Origin of the sequence: Pseudomonas sp. Irchel s3h14, assembly GCF_900187425.1 — a bacterium.
Classification (GTDB): Bacteria; Pseudomonadota; Gammaproteobacteria; order Pseudomonadales; family Pseudomonadaceae; genus Aquipseudomonas.
Genome location: NZ_FYDJ01000017.1, coordinates 55,161 through 71,677, shown reverse-complemented (window position 1 = coordinate 71,677; position 16,517 = coordinate 55,161). Strand labels below are relative to the sequence as shown.

General features: G+C 57.5%; 15 protein-coding genes. 7 read left to right on the top strand and 8 right to left on the bottom strand.

What is annotated here, in order from left to right:
- Positions 1 to 7: 7 nt before the first annotated feature.
- The 5 genes from rpsD (at position 8) to bfr (ending at position 4,359) form a co-directional block, all read left to right on the top strand.
- The gene (gene rpsD, locus CKW16_RS24705) at positions 8 to 628 is read left to right on the top strand and encodes a 30S ribosomal protein S4 (RefSeq protein ID WP_003210056.1); all 621 of its coding nucleotides are present in this window, start codon (positions 8 to 10) and stop codon (positions 626 to 628) included.
- Between the two features lie 22 nt (positions 629 to 650).
- The gene (gene rpoA, locus CKW16_RS24700; protein ID WP_003186012.1) at positions 651 to 1,652 is read left to right on the top strand and encodes a DNA-directed RNA polymerase subunit alpha; all 1,002 of its coding nucleotides are present in this window, start codon (positions 651 to 653) and stop codon (positions 1,650 to 1,652) included.
- A gap of 42 nt (positions 1,653 to 1,694) precedes the next feature.
- Positions 1,695 to 2,081, top strand: a complete 387-nt coding sequence (gene rplQ / locus CKW16_RS24695; protein WP_008145500.1) for a 50S ribosomal protein L17 — start codon at positions 1,695 to 1,697, stop codon at positions 2,079 to 2,081.
- Between the two features lie 209 nt (positions 2,082 to 2,290).
- On the top strand, positions 2,291 to 3,745 hold the full coding sequence (locus tag CKW16_RS24690) for a catalase (RefSeq protein ID WP_095131478.1): 1,455 nt from the start codon (positions 2,291 to 2,293) through the stop codon (positions 3,743 to 3,745).
- Positions 3,746 to 3,894: 149 nt separating this feature from the next.
- The gene (gene bfr, locus CKW16_RS24685) at positions 3,895 to 4,359 is read left to right on the top strand and encodes a bacterioferritin (protein ID WP_095131476.1); all 465 of its coding nucleotides are present in this window, start codon (positions 3,895 to 3,897) and stop codon (positions 4,357 to 4,359) included.
- A gap of 63 nt (positions 4,360 to 4,422) precedes the next feature.
- On the opposite strand, the gene uvrA is transcribed toward bfr, so the two are convergent.
- Positions 4,423 to 7,257: an excinuclease ABC subunit UvrA gene (uvrA, locus tag CKW16_RS24680; RefSeq protein ID WP_095131474.1), complete on the bottom strand. Its 2,835-nt coding sequence runs from the start codon at positions 7,255 to 7,257 to the stop codon at positions 4,423 to 4,425.
- 191 nt (positions 7,258 to 7,448) lie between these two features.
- Here uvrA and CKW16_RS24675 point away from each other — a divergent pair, with 191 nt between their 5' ends.
- Positions 7,449 to 8,846: an MFS transporter gene (locus CKW16_RS24675; RefSeq protein WP_095131472.1), complete on the top strand. Its 1,398-nt coding sequence runs from the start codon at positions 7,449 to 7,451 to the stop codon at positions 8,844 to 8,846.
- Positions 8,847 to 8,855: 9 nt separating this feature from the next.
- Positions 8,856 to 9,383 (top strand): single-stranded DNA-binding protein, encoded by a 528-nt coding sequence (locus CKW16_RS24670; protein ID WP_016969466.1) that lies wholly within the window; start codon positions 8,856 to 8,858, stop codon positions 9,381 to 9,383.
- A gap of 66 nt (positions 9,384 to 9,449) precedes the next feature.
- On the opposite strand, the gene CKW16_RS24665 is transcribed toward CKW16_RS24670, so the two are convergent.
- From CKW16_RS24665 to CKW16_RS24635, 7 genes are all read right to left on the bottom strand, one after another.
- Complete coding sequence (locus tag CKW16_RS24665; RefSeq protein WP_095131470.1) at positions 9,450 to 11,654, bottom strand: OsmC domain/YcaO domain-containing protein; 2,205 nt, start codon at positions 11,652 to 11,654, stop codon at positions 9,450 to 9,452.
- A gap of 106 nt (positions 11,655 to 11,760) precedes the next feature.
- Positions 11,761 to 12,918, bottom strand: a complete 1,158-nt coding sequence (locus CKW16_RS24660) for a glutathionylspermidine synthase family protein (protein ID WP_095131468.1) — start codon at positions 12,916 to 12,918, stop codon at positions 11,761 to 11,763.
- A gap of 12 nt (positions 12,919 to 12,930) precedes the next feature.
- Positions 12,931 to 13,659 carry a DUF1190 domain-containing protein gene (locus CKW16_RS24655; protein WP_095131466.1) on the bottom strand — a complete coding sequence of 243 codons (729 nt, stop codon included), beginning with the start codon at positions 13,657 to 13,659 and terminating at the stop codon, positions 12,931 to 12,933.
- A gap of 19 nt (positions 13,660 to 13,678) precedes the next feature.
- On the bottom strand, positions 13,679 to 14,107 hold the full coding sequence (locus CKW16_RS24650; protein ID WP_095131464.1) for a DUF350 domain-containing protein: 429 nt from the start codon (positions 14,105 to 14,107) through the stop codon (positions 13,679 to 13,681).
- 15 nt (positions 14,108 to 14,122) lie between these two features.
- Positions 14,123 to 14,797 (bottom strand): DUF2491 family protein, encoded by a 675-nt coding sequence (locus tag CKW16_RS24645; RefSeq protein ID WP_095131462.1) that lies wholly within the window; start codon positions 14,795 to 14,797, stop codon positions 14,123 to 14,125.
- Positions 14,784 to 15,818, bottom strand: a complete 1,035-nt coding sequence (locus tag CKW16_RS24640; RefSeq protein WP_095131460.1) for an ion channel — start codon at positions 15,816 to 15,818, stop codon at positions 14,784 to 14,786. Before CKW16_RS24640 ends, CKW16_RS24645 begins: the two co-directional genes overlap by 14 nt.
- Positions 15,819 to 15,890: 72 nt before the next feature.
- The gene (locus CKW16_RS24635) at positions 15,891 to 16,454 is read right to left on the bottom strand and encodes a rhomboid family intramembrane serine protease (protein WP_095131458.1); all 564 of its coding nucleotides are present in this window, start codon (positions 16,452 to 16,454) and stop codon (positions 15,891 to 15,893) included.
- Positions 16,455 to 16,517: the final 63 nt, after the last annotated feature.

Genomic DNA, 16,517 nt, shown 5'->3' with positions numbered 1-16,517 from the left:
GTAAAGAATGGCTCGTTACATTGGTCCAAAATGCAAACTCGCTCGTCGCGAAGGCACCGATCTCTTCTTGAAGAGCGGCGTGCGCGCGATCGAATCGAAGTGCAACATTGAAGCAGCACCTGGTATCCACGGCCAACGCCGCGGTCGCCAGTCCGATTACGGCACCCAACTGCGTGAAAAGCAGAAGGTCCGTCGTATCTACGGCGTTCTCGAGCGTCAATTCAGCGGCTACTACAAAGAAGCTGCTGGCAAGAAAGGCGCAACTGGCGAAAACCTGTTGCAACTGCTCGAATGCCGTCTGGACAACGTTGTATACCGTATGGGTTTTGGCTCTACTCGTGCCGAATCCCGTCAGCTGGTATCGCACAAATCCGTAAGCGTTAACGGTCAGACCGTAAACGTGCCGTCGTACCAGGTTCGTGCTGGTGACGTGGTCGCGATTCGCGAGAAAGCAAAGAACCAACTTCGCATTGTCCAAGCTCTCGATCTGTGTGCCCAACGTGGCCGCGTAGAATGGGTAGAAGTAGACACTGAGAAGAAGTCGGGCGTTTTCAAGAACGTTCCTGCTCGCAGTGATCTGTCCGCCGACATCAACGAAAGCCTGATTGTCGAGCTCTACTCCAAGTAAGGGCTAGAAAATAGGTGCATCCATGCAGATTTCGGTAAATGAGTTCCTGACACCCCGCCATATTGATGTGCAGGTTGTCAGTCCAACCCGCGCCAAGATCACCCTCGAGCCTCTCGAGCGTGGTTTTGGCCACACCCTGGGCAACGCGCTGCGCCGCATCCTGTTGTCCTCAATGCCCGGCTGCGCAGTAGTCGAGGCCGAGATTGACGGTGTGCTCCATGAGTACAGCGCCATCGAAGGTGTACAGGAAGACGTAATTGAAATCCTGTTGAACCTTAAAGGTCTGGCTATCAAGCTGCACGGCCGTGACGAAGTTACGCTGACCTTGTCGAAGAAGGGTTCGGGGGTGGTTACCGCTGCCGATATTCAGCTGGATCATGATGTCGAGATCGTTAACCCCGATCACGTAATCGCTAACCTGGCGTCTAACGGCGCCCTGAACATGAAGCTCACCGTAGCTCGTGGTCGTGGTTATGAACCGGCAGACTCGCGTCAGAGCGATGAAGACGAAAGCCGCAGCATCGGTCGCTTGCAGCTTGACTCTTCGTTCAGCCCGGTTCGCCGTATCGCATACGTGGTGGAAAACGCCCGTGTCGAACAGCGTACTAACCTGGACAAGCTGGTTATTGATCTGGAAACCAACGGTACTCTGGATCCTGAAGAGGCTATTCGCCGCGCTGCAACCATTCTGCAACAGCAGTTGGCTGCGTTCGTCGACCTCAAAGGTGACAGTGAGCCAGTGGTTGTCGAGCAGGAAGACGAGATCGATCCGATCCTGCTTCGCCCGGTTGACGATCTGGAACTGACTGTACGTTCGGCTAACTGCCTTAAGGCGGAAAACATCTACTACATCGGTGACCTGATTCAGCGTACCGAAGTAGAGCTGTTGAAGACTCCGAACCTTGGCAAGAAATCCTTGACTGAAATCAAGGACGTTCTGGCCTCCCGCGGTCTGTCCCTCGGCATGCGCCTCGACAACTGGCCGCCTGCAAGTCTTAAGAAGGACGACAAGGCGACTGCCTGATCGTCGTAATCACCGAACGTTGTGTTTGGTAAGGAATGAACCATGCGTCATCGTAAAAGTGGTCGTCACCTGAGCCGCACTAGCTCGCACCGCAAGGCCATGTTTCAAAACATGGCAGTGTCGCTGTTCGAGCACGAGCTGATCAAAACTACACTGCCGAAAGCTAAAGAACTGCGTCGCGTTGCTGAGCCGCTGATCACTTTGGCCAAGACAGACAGCCTGGCTAACCGCCGTCTGGCTTTCGATCGTACTCGTTCGAAAGCTATCGTTGGTAAGCTCTTCAACGACCTGGGCAAGCGTTACGCTACCCGTGAGGGTGGCTACCTGCGCATCCTCAAGTGCGGTTTCCGCACTGGCGACAACGCGCCTATGGCGTACGTCGAGTTGGTTGATCGTCCTGCCGGTGGTGAAGCTGTATCCGCTGAGTAAGACGTCAGTCTGAAACGAAGAACCGGGCCTAGTGCCCGGTTTTTTGTGCGCGCTCGAAAAGTATCGAAAAGCCTAGGCGACAAAGCTTCATTAGTATTTATCTATCGATTCTCACAATTTAATGAATTTGATGGTGTCATGTGGATGGTCAATACTCCCTCAAAGCCGATTAGCCGGCAGTAGGAAAGACTGACAGAGGAAGACATCGCATGAGCCAAAGTAAAACACTTACCACCGCCAGTGGCGCTCCTGTCGCTGATAACCAGAATTCCCGTTCCGCTGGCCCTCGTGGCCCGCTGCTGCTCGACGACTTTCACCTGATTGAGAAGCTTGCCCACTTCAACCGTGAAAACATCCCTGAGCGCCGCGTACACGCCAAAGGTTCGGGTGCTTACGGTACGTTCACCGTAACTCGGGACATCACCGAGTACACAAGTGCCAAACTGTTTGAGTCTGTCGGCAAGCAAACCCCAACCTTCCTGCGGTTTTCCACCGTTGGCGGTGAGCGTGGTTCGGCCGACACCGAGCGCGATCCACGTGGTTTCGCTCTGAAGTTCTACACCGAAGAAGGTAACTGGGACATCGTCGGCAACAACACGCCAGTGTTCTTCATCCGTGATCCTTTGAAATTCCCGGACTTTATTCACACTCAGAAACGTCTGCCGCAAAGCAACCTGAAAAGCGCGCAAATGATGTGGGACTTCTGGTCGCACTCACCTGAGGCGCTGCACCAGGTCACCATTCTGTTCTCGGACCGTGGCATCCCCGATGGCTACCGTCACATGCACGGCTTCGGCAGTCACACCTACAGCCTGATCAACGCCAGTGGCGAACGTCACTGGGTGAAATGGCACTACAAGACCAAGCAAGGGATTAAAAACCTGGCGCCATCAGAAGCGGCACGCCTGGCCGGTACCGATCCTGATTACGCACAGCGTGATCTGTTCGGCGCGATCGAGCGCGGTGATTTTCCGAAATGGCGCGTGTGCATCCAGATCATGACTGAGGCTCAGGCCGCAGAGCACTACGAGAACCCGTTTGACGTGACCAAAACCTGGTCGCAGAAAGAGTTTCCGCTGATCGAAGTGGGCGAGCTGGAGCTTAACCGCAACCCGCAGAACTATTTTGCTGAAGTCGAGCAAGCGGCGTTCGGGCCGAGCAACATGGTCCCAGGTGTCGGCTTGTCGCCTGACCGCATGCTGCAAGGTCGAGTGTTCGCTTACGCAGATGCTCACCGCTACCGCATTGGCACCAACCACCAGCAGCTGCCGGTGAACGCGCCTCGCAGTCCGGTAAACAGCTATCAGCGCGACGGTTCGATGGCGTTTGGCAGCAACGGCGGTGCAACACCTAACTACGAGCCGAACAGCTACATCGAATCGCCGAAACAAGCGCCTCGCTATGCAGAGCCAGCACTGGCGCTGAGTGGTGCAGCTGATCGTTACAATCATCGCGAAGATACTGACTACTACAGTCACGCGGGTGCGCTGTTCCGTCTGATGAGCGATGCGCAGAAAACGCTGCTGATCAACAACATTGCCGGCGCGATGGCAGGGGTTTCCAGCGACGTGATTGATCGTCAATTACAGCATTTCTTCAGGGCCGACCCGGCGTACGGAGAAGCAATCGCAACGGCGTTGGGCGTACAGCTTAACGAAGTCTAAACGAGAAGCAGAACCGCCCTCACTTGGGCGGTTTTTGCGTTATTTAAACTACTTTTCTCAGAATATCTTCGCTTTTATCGCGCAAGCAGAGTGACCAAACAGTCTGCTTGGTTCAAACTACAGACTTTCAAGCAGGGAGATGTAGGGCGATGCAAGGCCACCCAGACGTAATCGATTACCTCAACACGTTGCTGACCGGCGAACTGGCGGCGCGTGATCAATATTTCATCCATTCGCGGATGTACGAGGACTGGGGTTTCACCGAGCTCTACGAACGTATCAACCACGAGATGGAAGAAGAGGCCGGGCACGCTGATGCCCTGATGCGCCGAATTCTGATGCTCGAAGGTACGCCGCGCATGCGTCCGGACGACCTTGATATCGGCACTACCGTGCCGGACATGCTCGCCGCTGACCTGCGGCTGGAATACAAAGTCCGCGCCGCGCTCTGCAAGGGCATAAAGCTCTGCGAACAGCACAAGGACTATGTCAGTCGCGAGATGCTGCGGGTTCAATTGCATGACACCGAAGAAGACCACACCTACTGGCTTGAAAAGCAGATGGGTCTGATCAAGTTGATCGGTCTCGAGAACTACCTGCAATCTCACGCCTGATTGCACCGATACAAAAAGCCCCTGTCGCTGAGCAAGTGACAGGGGCTTTTTTGTGCGCTGAATTCAGGCCCGATCGCGCTCCAGCAGCGGCTTGAGGTAGAAGCCTGTGTGAGATTGCTTCATCTCCGACACTTCTTCCGGCGTACCGACGGCAATGATCTGGCCGCCCTTGGAACCGCCTTCCGGCCCCAGGTCCACCAGCCAGTCGGCCGTCTTGATAACGTCCAGGTTGTGCTCGATCACCACCACAGTGTTGCCGTGGTCGCGCAGTCGATGCAATACGTCGAGCAGTTGCTGAATATCCGCGAAGTGTAGGCCGGTCGTCGGCTCATCGAGGATATACAGCGTCTTGCCGGTATCGCGCTTGGACAGTTCACGGGACAGTTTCACTCGTTGGGCTTCTCCACCAGACAGCGTGGTCGCTGACTGCCCGAGCTTGATGTACGACAGGCCGACATCCATCAGCGTCTGAAGCTTGCGCGCCAGGGCCGGAACCGCGTCGAAGAACACCCGCGCCTCCTCGATCGTCATCTCGAGGGTTTCGTGGATGCTCTTGCCCTTGTACTTGATCTCCAGAGTCTCGCGGTTGTAGCGCTTGCTCTTGCAGACGTCGCATGGGACATAGATGTCCGGCAGGAAGTGCATTTCCACCTTGATCAGGCCATCGCCCTGACACGCTTCGCAACGCCCGCCCTTCACGTTGAAGGAGAAGCGTCCAGGACCATAACCGCGGGAGCGGGACTCCGGCACACCGGCGAACAGTTCGCGAATCGGTGTGAACAACCCGGTATAGGTCGCCGGGTTGGAGCGCGGAGTTCGGCCGATCGGGCTCTGGTCGATGTCGACAACCTTGTCCAGATGCTCCAGACCTTTGATGCTGTCGTGAGCGGCAGCCTCCAGGGTTGTTGCGCCGTTGAGTGCTGTAGCGCTCAAAGGAAACAGCGTGTTGTTGATCAGCGTCGACTTGCCCGAGCCGGACACGCCGGTCACGCAGGTCAGCAGGCCGATCGGAATGTCCAGATCGACATCGCGCAAGTTGTTGCCACGAGCGCCCTTGAGGGACAGCGACAACTTCTTGTTGCGCGGCGTGCGTTTGGCCGGGACTGCAATCTTCACCCGGCCCGACAGGTATTTGCCGGTCAACGAATCAGGGTGAGCCATGACTTCGGCCGGTGTACCTTCGGCGACGATATGCCCGCCATGCACGCCCGCACCTGGACCGATATCCACCACGTAGTCAGCCAGGCGAATCGCATCTTCGTCGTGCTCGACCACAATCACCGTATTGCCGATGTCCCGCAGGTGCTTGAGCGTACCGAGCAGCCGATCGTTGTCCCGTTGGTGCAAACCAATTGACGGTTCGTCGAGGATGTACAGAACGCCCACCAGGCCGGCGCCAATCTGGCTGGCCAGACGGATACGCTGCGCTTCACCACCGGACAAGGTGTCCGCACTGCGATCCAGCGACAAGTAGTCCAGGCCTACGTTGACCAGGAACTGCAGTCGCTGGCGAATTTCCTTGAGAATCTTGTCGGCAATTTCGCCACGTCGGCCGGTGAGTTTCAGCACGCCGAAATACTCACAGGCATCGCCAATCGGCAGATTGGTCACCGCCGGCAGCGTCTTCTCGCCAACCCACACATGCCGCGCCTCACGACGCAGACGAGTACCACGGCAATCCGGGCAAGGCTGGGTGCTGAGGAACTTGGCCAGCTCTTCACGCACCGAGGCGGATTCGGTTTCACGGTAGCGACGGTCCAGATTCGGCACGATGCCTTCGAACGGGTGCGAGCGTTTGACGATGTCGCCGCGGTCGTTCAGGTATTTGAAGTCGACGTTTTGCGACCCGCTGCCGTGCAGGATGAACTTCTGCTGATCGGCCGTCAGTTCGTTGAATGGCACTTCCAGGCTGAACTTGTAGTGCGAAGCCAACGACCCGAGCATCTGGAAGTAATAGACGTTGCGCCGGTCCCAGCCACGAATCGCGCCCTCGGCCAGCGTCAGTTCACCATTGACCAATCGCTTGATGTCGAAGAACTGCTTAACACCCAGGCCATCACACGTCGGGCAAGCGCCGGCCGGATTGTTGAAGGAGAACAGCTTGGGTTCCAGCTCGCTGATGGCATGGCCGCAGATCGGGCAGGCGAAGCGCGCGGAGAAGATGATCTCTTCGCCGGGCTCGTCGTCCATCGGTGCGACCAGGGCGATGCCGTCCGCGAGCTTCAAAGCGGTCTCGAACGATTCGGCCAAACGCTGTTGCAGGTCGGCGCGCACCTTGAAGCGGTCGACCACCACATCGATCGAGTGCTTCTTCTGCTTATCCAGCTTCGGCAATTCGTCCAGCTCGCAGAGCCGTCCGTTGACCCGGGCCCGCACAAAGCCTTGGGCGCGCAGTTCTTCGAAGACTGAAAGGTGTTCGCCTTTACGCTCGCGGATTACCGGGGCCAGCAGCATAAGCTTGCTGCCCTCCGGTTGGGCGAGGACCAGGTCGACCATCTGGCTGACGGTCTGGGCTTCCAGCGGAATGTCGTGATCCGGGCAACGCGGAATACCCACGCGAGCGTAAAGCAGGCGCAGATAGTCGTAGATTTCGGTGATGGTGCCGACCGTCGAACGCGGGTTGTGCGAGGTCGATTTCTGCTCGATGGAAATGGCTGGCGACAAACCTTCAATGGTGTCGACGTCAGGCTTTTCCATCATCGACAAAAATTGCCGCGCGTAGGCCGACAGCGATTCGACGTAGCGGCGCTGGCCTTCGGCGTACAGCGTGTCGAATGCCAGGGATGATTTTCCGGAGCCGGACAGGCCGGTGATGACGATCAGTTTGTCCCGTGGCAGGGTCAGGTCGATGTTCTTCAGGTTGTGGGTTCGGGCCCCACGAATCAGGATCTTGTCCAAAGTGGCCTCGCTCGGCGGGCGTCGAAAACGTAGGAGTATACGGCCAAATACTGGATGGATGCACACTATCGAATGAGCGGGTTGCAGCCTTACATGAAGAGTCTGTCAGCAGAGCGCGTCAAAGCGTCGCGATATACCCCGTCAATCGATGGGACTGGTAGAATCGCCGCCGGTTCACATGAGGTTTTTCCATGCACGATCCCCACAGCGAACGCATGAGTGGCAGTGAGACCCGCGCAGCAAGCGGTCTGGCCCTGGTGTTCGCCTTCCGTATGCTTGGCATGTTCATGGTGTTGCCGGTACTGGCGACCTATGGGATGGATCTGGCAGGAGCGACCCCGGCCCTTATCGGGCTGGCGATTGGCGCTTACGGCCTGACCCAGGCGATCTTTCAAATTCCCTTCGGCTTCATTTCCGACCGCATCGGCCGTCGTCCGGTGATTTACCTGGGGCTGATCGTCTTCGCCCTCGGTAGCGTGCTGGCGGCCAATGCCGACTCGATCTGGGGCGTGATCGCCGGACGAATCCTGCAAGGCGCCGGGGCGATTTCCGCGGCGGTGATGGCGTTGCTGTCAGACCTGACCCGCGAACAGCATCGGACCAAAGCCATGGCCATGATCGGCATGACGATCGGTCTGTCGTTCGCTGTCGCGATGGTTGTAGGACCGTTGCTGACCCGCGCCTTCGGCCTGTCCGGGTTGTTCCTCGCCACGGGCGGCATGGCGCTGTTCGGCATCGTGATCGTGATGTTCATGGTGCCGCGCTCTACCGGGCCGTTGCAGCACCGCGAATCCGGTGTGGCGCGCCAGGCGCTGATACCGACGCTCAAGCATCCAGACCTGCTGCGCCTGGACCTGGGCATTTTTGTGTTGCACGCGATGTTGATGTCGAGCTTCGTTGCGTTGCCTTTGGCGCTGGTGGAAAAAGCCGGGCTGCCTAAAGAGCAGCACTGGTGGGTCTACCTCATTGCGCTGCTGATTTCCTTCTTCGCCATGATCCCGTTCATTATCTACGGCGAGAAGAAACGCAAAATGAAACGAGTTTTACTCGGCGCCGTCGCGACGCTGATGCTCACTGAGCTATTCTTCTGGCAGTTCGGCGATAGCTTGCGAGCTCTGGTGATCGGGACGGTGGTGTTCTTTACCGCGTTCAACTTGCTGGAAGCTTCGCTACCATCGCTGATCAGCAAGGTTTCACCGGCAGGCGGCAAGGGTACGGCGATGGGGGTTTATTCCACCAGCCAGTTCCTCGGTTCGGCACTGGGCGGCATCCTCGGCGGCTGGTTGTTCCAGCATGGCGGTCTGTCGGTTGTGTTCCTTGGATGCGCCGGTCTGGCTGCCCTCTGGCTGGCCTTTGCTGTTACCATGCGCGAACCTCCCTACGTGACGAGCCTGCGCTTGCCGTTGTCGCCCGAGGCGATCCGCGAAGCGGGTCTGGTCGAGCGCCTGAAGGCCGTCGTAGGGGTAACAGATGCAGTGATCGTCGAAGATGAAGCGGCGATTTACATCAAATTGGACACAGAACTATTGGATCGCACCACCCTTGAACGCCTGGTGAACAACCCGGCCGGGGCAGCGTGCGTAGCCTAGGAGAACGTTATGGCCCGTGGGGTTAACAAAGTCATATTGGTCGGCACTTGCGGCCAGGATCCCGAAGTTCGCTACTTGCCTAACGGTAACGCCGTGACCAACCTGAGTCTGGCGACCAGCGAACAGTGGACCGACAAGCAAACCGGTCAAAAGGTCGAGAAGACCGAATGGCACCGTGTGTCGATGTTCGGCAAGGTTGCCGAAATCGCCGGCGAGTACCTGCGTAAAGGTTCGCAGGTCTACATCGAAGGCAAGCTGCAGACCCGCGAGTGGGAAAAAGACGGTATCAAGCGTTACACCACTGAAATCGTGGTCGACATGCAAGGCACCATGCAACTGCTGGGCGGCCGTCCACAGCAGGGCGATCAACAAGGCGGGGGCAATAACTACCAGCAGTCCGCCCCAGCCCCACGCCAACAGGCTCCACGTCCGCAACAGTCGGCACCGCAACAGTCGCGTCAGGCTCCGGCTCCACAGCAGGCCGCTCCACAGCCGGCTCCGGATTTCGACAGCTTTGATGACGATATTCCGTTCTAAAAAGCAGCTATCCAGTCAGTAACAAAAAAAGCGAAGCCATCTGGCTTCGCTTTTTTGTTGGCGCTATTAACTGGATAACGCGGTCACATTGGCCCGTGCCGAGTGCAGTTTCTTGTAGCTATCGATCAACCGCAGGTGCCTGTCGAGCCCCTCCAGTTTGATGCTGGTCGGCGTCAAGCCATGGAAGCGCACGCTGCCATCGACCGAGCCGATCACTGCATCCATTCGTTCGTTGCCAAACATCCGGCGGAAATTGGCCTCGTAGTCTTCCAGTTCCAGGTCTTCGTCCAGCTTCATCTCCAGCACCGCGTTGACGGCTTGGTAGAACAAGCCGCGCTCAACCGTGTTGTCGTTGTACTGCAGGAACATCTCCACTGCCTCTTTCGCCTCTTCAAATTGTTGCAAGGCGAGATAAATCAGCAGCTTCAACTCCAGGATCGTCAGCTGACCCCAGGCCGTATTGTCGTCAAATTCGATGCCGATCAGGGAGGTGATGTCGGTGTAGTCATCCAGCTCACTTTCCACCAGGCGCTCAACCAGCGCTTGCAGTTCGTCGTCGTCCAGGCGATGCAGGTTCAGGATATCGGCGCGGAAGAAAAGCGCTTTGTTGGTGTTATCCCAGATCAGGTCGTCCACGGGATAGATTTCCGAATAGTCCGGCACCAGGATGCGGCATGCCGTCGCGCCGATATGCTCGTAGACCGCCATGTACACTTCCTTGCCCATGCCTTCGAGAATGCCGAACAAGGTCGCGGCTTCTTCGGCATTCGAGTTTTCACCCTGGCCGGAGAAGTCCCACTCCACGAATTCGTAATCGGACTTGGAGCTGAAGAAGCGCCACGAAACCACGCCGCTGGAATCGATGAAGTGCTCGACGAAGTTATTCGGCTCGGTCACCGCATGGCCTTCAAACGTCGGCTGGGGCAAGTCGTTGAGGCCTTCGAAGCTGCGGCCCTGGAGCAGTTCGGTCAGGCTGCGCTCCAGCGCCACTTCCAGGCTCGGGTGCGCGCCGAACGAGGCGAACACACCGCCGGTACGCGGGTTCATCAACGTGACGCACATCACCGGGAATTCACCGCCCAGGGATGCATCCTTCACCAATACGGGGAACCCTTGCTCTTCCAGGGCCTGAATACCGGCCAGTATCCCGGGGTACTTCGCCAGCACATCGGCGGGCACATCCGGCAGTGCAAATTCACCTTCGATGATTTCGCGTTTTACCGCACGCTCGAAGATCTCCGACAGGCATTGCACCTGGGCTTCGGCCAGCGTGTTGCCGGCACTCATGCCGTTGCTCAGGAACAGGTTTTCAATCAGGTTGGACGGGAAATACACCACTTCGCCGTCCGACTGGCGCACGTATGGCAGCGAGCAGATGCCGCGCTCTTCATTGCCCGAGTTGGTGTCGATCAGGTGGGAGCCACGCAACTCGCCGTCGCGGTTGTAAATCTTCAGGCAGTACGCGTCGAGGATTTCGGCCGGCAGTTCATCTTTACGGCCAGGCTTGAACCAGCGTTCGTCCGGGTAATGAACAAACGGCGCGTTGGCGATCTCTTCGCCCCAGAACTGATCGTTGTAGAAGAAGTTGCAGTTGAGTCGCTCGATAAACTCGCCCAACGCCGACGCCAGCGCGCCTTCCTTGGTTGCGCCCTTACCGTTGGTAAAACACATCGGCGAGTGCGCATCGCGGATATGCAGCGACCACACGTTGGGAACGATATTGCGCCACGAGGCGATTTCAATCTTCATGCCCAGGTCCGCCAGAATGGCCGACATGTTGGCGATGGTTTGCTCCAGCGGCAGATCCTTGCCCGCAATATAGGTGTGCGCCTCTGAGGCAGAAGCAGGCATCAGCAACGCTTGGGCATCGGCGTCGAGGTTTTCCACCTCTTCGATCACAAACTCAGGCCCGGCCTGGACCACTTTTTTCACGGTACACCGGTCGATGGAACGCAGGATGCCCTGGCGGTCCTTGTCGGAAATATCCGCCGGTAACTCGACCTGGATCTTGAAAATCTGGTTGTAGCGGTTTTCCGGGTCAACAATATTGTTCTGTGACAGACGGATGTTATCCGTGGGGATATTGCGCGTGCTGCAGTACAACTTCACGAAATAAGCCGCACACAACGCCGACGAAGCCAGGAAGTAGTCGAATGGACCCGGTGCCGAGCCATCGCCCTTGTAGCGGATAGGTTGATCGGCCACCACCGTGAAGTCGTCGAACTTGGCTTCAAGTCGAAGGTTGTCGAGAAAGTTGACCTTGATTTCCATGGGGGATTACCAGAATAACGGCTAGACGATTTGGCCGCCATTATCCGGCATTTCAGCTATAAGTCTTGCGGGCATCGTACTTATGTCCACACCGGCGATGGATGGATCAGTCGAGTATCAGGTGCGGCAAAAACCGGCTCGAATCCTTGGTGATCAAACTGTTGTCTTCCCGCACGCCGATCCCTGCTGCCTGGTCGCCGATCACCCAAGAGCCAATCAGCGTAAAGCTGTCGCCAAACTTCGGCAGCGGGGCGAACTCCTGAAGGATAAAAGGTGCGTCGGTGTAGGGGCCGTCCTCTTTCACGATCAGACCGTCAGCGGTTTGCAGTTCGATGTTGGCGCCTTCTCGAGAAAAAAACGGTTTGCGCACCCAACCTTTGGGTACCGCTTTGCCCGGGTCGGTATCCAGGTGCGCCGCGAGCAGATTCGGGTGACCTTTGTTGAACTCCCACAGCAGCGGCAGGATGCCCTTGTTGGAAATGATCGATTTCCAGGCCGGTTCGAAAAATTGCGTATCGCTCTGGGCAATCGCTGCGCCGAACGGTTCGTGGAAGATGAACTCCCAGGCGTGCAGCTTGAACAGGTGAGGAATCCAGCGATCTTCCAGATCGACGAAGCGTCCGTCAGTGGTGAGGCCGATGTCTTCGATGTCGATGTGGCGTGATTCTATTCCGACTTTTTCGGCAATCAGGCGCAGGTAATCGGTGGTGCCCTTGTCCTCGACCGAGTCTTTCATCGAGGCGAAATAGAACGGCTGTGTGAGCTGCAGTTGAGCGAAGGCCTGATGCAGTTTGGTGTCGATGCTATTGAACTGGTCGGTGTGCTTGGGCAGCAGGCCACGTTCGATGCATTGTTCCAGCCAGCCCCATTGGAACGCGGCCGCCTCATAGAGGCTGGTCGGCGTGTCGTAGTTGAGCTCCAGCAACTTGGCCGGCCCGGTGCCGTTGTAAGAGAAATCCATGCGTCCATATAGGTGCGGGTGGCCTTCGAGCCATGAAGTGCGAACCATGTCGAAGAATGGCGCCGGAATGCTCAGGCGCTCCAGCAGCTCCTCGCTCTTAACCACGCGGGCCACCAGGTCCATGCACATCTCATGAATCTCGGTGGTTGGGTCTTCGAGATCGTTCTCGATCTGTTTGAGCGTGAACTGGTAATACGCGCTCTCGTCCCAATAGGGTTCGTCGTCGATGGTATGGAACAGAAAGCCGAGACTTTCGGCGGTCTGTTTCCAGTCATGACGCTCTGCGCAGAGGATTTTCTTCATGGCTCTGTTCCCTTAGCTGCTCGAACCGCCAGAACTCTTGCTCGATCCACCCCAGCCACTGCGTGCGCTGGCTTGGCTGCCGAAGCCGCCACGGGAGGTGGACGATGCAACGGACACCGGCTTGCTGCGGGTGATGTTGTCGGTGTAACTGCTGCTACTACCGTAGCGTGCCTGGTTGGACCTGTTGAAGGTCGAGCCTGACGAGACCCGTTGGCTGAGTGTCGAGGACGAATAGCTGCCGCGATCATCGCGATAGCGGTAGACCGGTTCGGAGTAGTAACTGTTGCGGTTGTTGCTGAGCATGTTGCCGATCAGGAGTCCCGTCAGCAGGCTACTGCCGGAGAAGCCCGAGCCTGCGGCGTTCGCTTCCGACGCGGGCAGTTTGGCCTTGGCCGCGTCCACTTCGGCTTGCGTGACCTCGCCATCGGCGCTCAGCTCGAAACCGCCGAGCTTGGGGATGAATTTTCCGGCGGAATCCTGCTGGCACCAGTCGGCAACGAAGTCGGCGTCGCAATCGGCCTTGTTGTCATACACCGGCGCAATGCTTCGATGCTGAGTCATGGCCTTCATGTAGGCATCAGAACAGATATCGACCGGGAGCTTTTCATCGGCGCACTGCTGAACGGACTGAAAGTTGTACTTTTTGTGTATCTCGTAGGTTTCTTCCGTCGCCCCGCAGCCAGAGATCGCCATTGCGACCGATGCGGCCAGGGAGAGCTGAACGTACTTGCTTCGTTTCATCGGAATCTCCTTGGCGCAATCAGTTCGGGGAAGGGGTCATGCACGCGGCGTTCAGCATGCCAACGCTAATGGCCACTGCCGCGATATAGATACCCGCGGCGATTTCACCCTTTTTAATGCGTTCAGAGGCGCCTTTAAGCACCAGGCTGGTCACCAGGAAAGCCAGCAGTTGTACGAAAGCGGCGATCACTGCCCAGACGACGAAGTCCAGAATGCTGATCGAGTAGGCAATCACATTGCTGGCTGGAATGGCGAAACCGATGATGGCGCCTCCCAGCGCGATCGCGGCTGCAACGTTGCCCGAGCGGATCAGTTCGAACTCCCTGTGCGGCGTGATTCGGGTGTAGATGAACTGGAACAGCGCGAACAGCACGGCGGCGCCGAGGATGTACGAAACAAACCCGAGCACGGCAGCTTTGTTCAGGGAGATGGAGAGCGCTTCAAGCATGGACTTCTTCCTTGTTTAAAAAGTGTTCAGGTCAGTGGTGTACAGCGAAATGCCCAGCGAAGTGCTCAAGCTGACGGTGCCTTCGGCGTCTTCTTCGACGGAAAACAGCAGGAATTCACGGCGATCGGTCAGGCCGGTTTCGCGGGCGTACAGCATCGAACGGTGCTCGATGCGGTAGGACTCATCCGGGTTTTTCAGGTGTTCGCTCAGCGCCACCAGTTCTGTCTGGCCTGCCTCGGTGCCCCATTCGCGGGTGTACTCGACACCGTTGTGGTTGTAGGTCGGCAGCCCGATCAGGCTCTGAGGGCCGGCCAGCCGACTCAGCTCCGCTTCACTGTTGATGGTGACGTAACTGAGGTAATTGAACAGGATCACCGACTCGACCTGTCCGGCGATGTCGCCGGTGGTGTGCACTTGCAGCCAATAGTCTTCGTCGTTCATGTAATAGCGTGACAGCCAGGTCGACTGCCCGAGATCAACAGTGCCAGCGCTCCAGATCTGTTGGGCGCCAGGGATGACCACTGTGGTGTTACCGTCGAGCAACAACTTCAGGGTGGTGTCGAACATCACCTCTTTGCCCAATGCCAGGCCCAGCGGACCGATGGCGGGCAGGGTTTCGTTGGCTGTCCATTTCGATTCTGTATTCGCTTTCGGGGCCTCAAGCCCCATCAACTGTTTAAACCATCCCATTGGTGATGTCCTTGAGGCGAGTGGAGGCGATGTAGAAGAGTTCGCCGCCCTCAACACGAGTGGCGCCGGGCGGGTTGATCGAAGGGTGTCGGGCGCCTTTGGCGCGGTAACCGATAAGGGTCGCGTTGTGATGCTCTTTCATCTGTACATACAGATCGCCGAATGTTGCTTCAAAAGCCTCGGGCAGCTTCATCAGGTACTGGGTGGCGCCTTGACCCACGCACAGCAATTCATTGATGACTACTGACGAGCCCGGATCCTGAGAGGCGCGCACCAACATCTCGATGGCCATGCTTGAGGTGCACTCCAGGCTGGGCGCGTAGGCGCTGGCGAGCGCGGCGATTTCACTGTCATTGAAGTGGGCGACCACATGCCCGACAGGGCTCAGTTGATTGATCGCCAGCACGGTGGCCAGGGTCAGATCGTCTGAATGGGTTCGCACCAGGACGCGCTCGGCACCGGGAACGCCGGCACGCAGCAAAAGCGCGGCAGAGGACAGACTTTCGCCTTTGATAAAGTCTGCTTTGCCCGGCATGGGGTTTTCTTCGAGGTCGCAATCGCAAATGACGATCAAGTTGTCATTGGACGTTTCGTCCTGCAGCAGTAATTCAATGACCCGCTCGCTGGACGCACCTTCCCAGCCGATGAGAACGGTGTGACCGACCTTGCCGGTGAAATCACCTTTGCCCTTCATGCTTTTTCTCCATACATCAATGACGCTGCTGGTGGTTTTGCCGATGGCTGCCGTCAGCAGCGCAATGCCCCCGAGCATGACCCAGGTAGCCACGAAAACCCGTCCCGCCGAGGTTTGGGGCGCAAGATCGCCGTAACCGACCGTCAGCGTGGTGGTGAGGTAGAAATAGGTAAATGTGGCGGGGGCGGTGAGGTGTTGTTCGCCCAGAAGCACCAGGCCGATATAGGCCGTGCTCAGGTGGATGCACAAGGCAATCGCCAGTCCCGCCCAGCCGAAACGGTGGAAGAAGGACGAGGCGTACGTGCGCAATAAAAGGAAAATCGACATTACATCCCTGACTCCATGGGGGGCTCATTCCTGGCGACGTAATCGCTCTGGCGTCTGAGTGCTCAAATGCGGTTACCGGGCGGCATTAAACCTGCTGCGCGGCGTAGATAACAGTACCTTGGCTGCAATAAATCCGGCGATCGCACCAAAGATATGCCCTTCGAAGGACATGCCCTGGCGAGGAAAGAAGCCAAAAATCAGGCCGCCATAGAGCAGGACCACGATACTGGCCGTTATCAGGTTGCTCCAGCTCCTCTGGAACCAGGCGCGCGACAGGAGGTACGCCCACAGCCCGAATACCCATCCGCTGGCACCGATGTGTACACCTGCAAAACCGAACAGCCAGACCAGCGTACCGCCCAGCAGAATAATGATGGCGCTGACGGCCATGAACCGGTTGAGCCCTTCGATAATGACCAGGGTACCGAGGATCAAAAAGGCAATCAGGTTGGCGCTCAGGTGCGCAAAGGACCCGTGCAAGAAAGGCGAGGTGATGATGCCGACCAGTCCCTGCAGTGTTCTCGGAACCAGGCCGAAGGCAGTAAGGCTGTAGCCGGTCGCAACATTGAGCAGTTGTAGCGCGACCATGAAAATGGCCACGCCTGCGATTGTCTTGAAACCCTTCAGGGCATCCATCCGTGACCTCGACTCGAAGGGCAGTGAATGCCCGTTACTTAATCGCAACCCATGTGGGAGCGG

Coding starts and splice junctions, on each gene's coding strand:
- CKW16_RS24635 (WP_095131458.1), bottom strand. CDS start 16,454: ATGGATGCCCTGAAGGGTTTCAAGACAATCGCAGGCGTGGCCATTTTC.
- rpoA (WP_003186012.1), top strand. CDS start 651: ATGCAGATTTCGGTAAATGAGTTCCTGACACCCCGCCATATTGATGTG.
- CKW16_RS24650 (WP_095131464.1), bottom strand. CDS start 14,107: ATGCTTGAAGCGCTCTCCATCTCCCTGAACAAAGCTGCCGTGCTCGGG.
- CKW16_RS24645 (WP_095131462.1), bottom strand. CDS start 14,797: ATGGGATGGTTTAAACAGTTGATGGGGCTTGAGGCCCCGAAAGCGAAT.
- rplQ (WP_008145500.1), top strand. CDS start 1,695: ATGCGTCATCGTAAAAGTGGTCGTCACCTGAGCCGCACTAGCTCGCAC.
- CKW16_RS24665 (WP_095131470.1), bottom strand. CDS start 11,654: ATGGAAATCAAGGTCAACTTTCTCGACAACCTTCGACTTGAAGCCAAG.
- CKW16_RS24675 (WP_095131472.1), top strand. CDS start 7,449: ATGCACGATCCCCACAGCGAACGCATGAGTGGCAGTGAGACCCGCGCA.
- CKW16_RS24660 (WP_095131468.1), bottom strand. CDS start 12,918: ATGAAGAAAATCCTCTGCGCAGAGCGTCATGACTGGAAACAGACCGCC.
- CKW16_RS24670 (WP_016969466.1), top strand. CDS start 8,856: ATGGCCCGTGGGGTTAACAAAGTCATATTGGTCGGCACTTGCGGCCAG.
- bfr (WP_095131476.1), top strand. CDS start 3,895: ATGCAAGGCCACCCAGACGTAATCGATTACCTCAACACGTTGCTGACC.
- CKW16_RS24690 (WP_095131478.1), top strand. CDS start 2,291: ATGAGCCAAAGTAAAACACTTACCACCGCCAGTGGCGCTCCTGTCGCT.
- CKW16_RS24640 (WP_095131460.1), bottom strand. CDS start 15,818: ATGTCGATTTTCCTTTTATTGCGCACGTACGCCTCGTCCTTCTTCCAC.
- CKW16_RS24655 (WP_095131466.1), bottom strand. CDS start 13,659: ATGAAACGAAGCAAGTACGTTCAGCTCTCCCTGGCCGCATCGGTCGCA.
- rpsD (WP_003210056.1), top strand. CDS start 8: ATGGCTCGTTACATTGGTCCAAAATGCAAACTCGCTCGTCGCGAAGGC.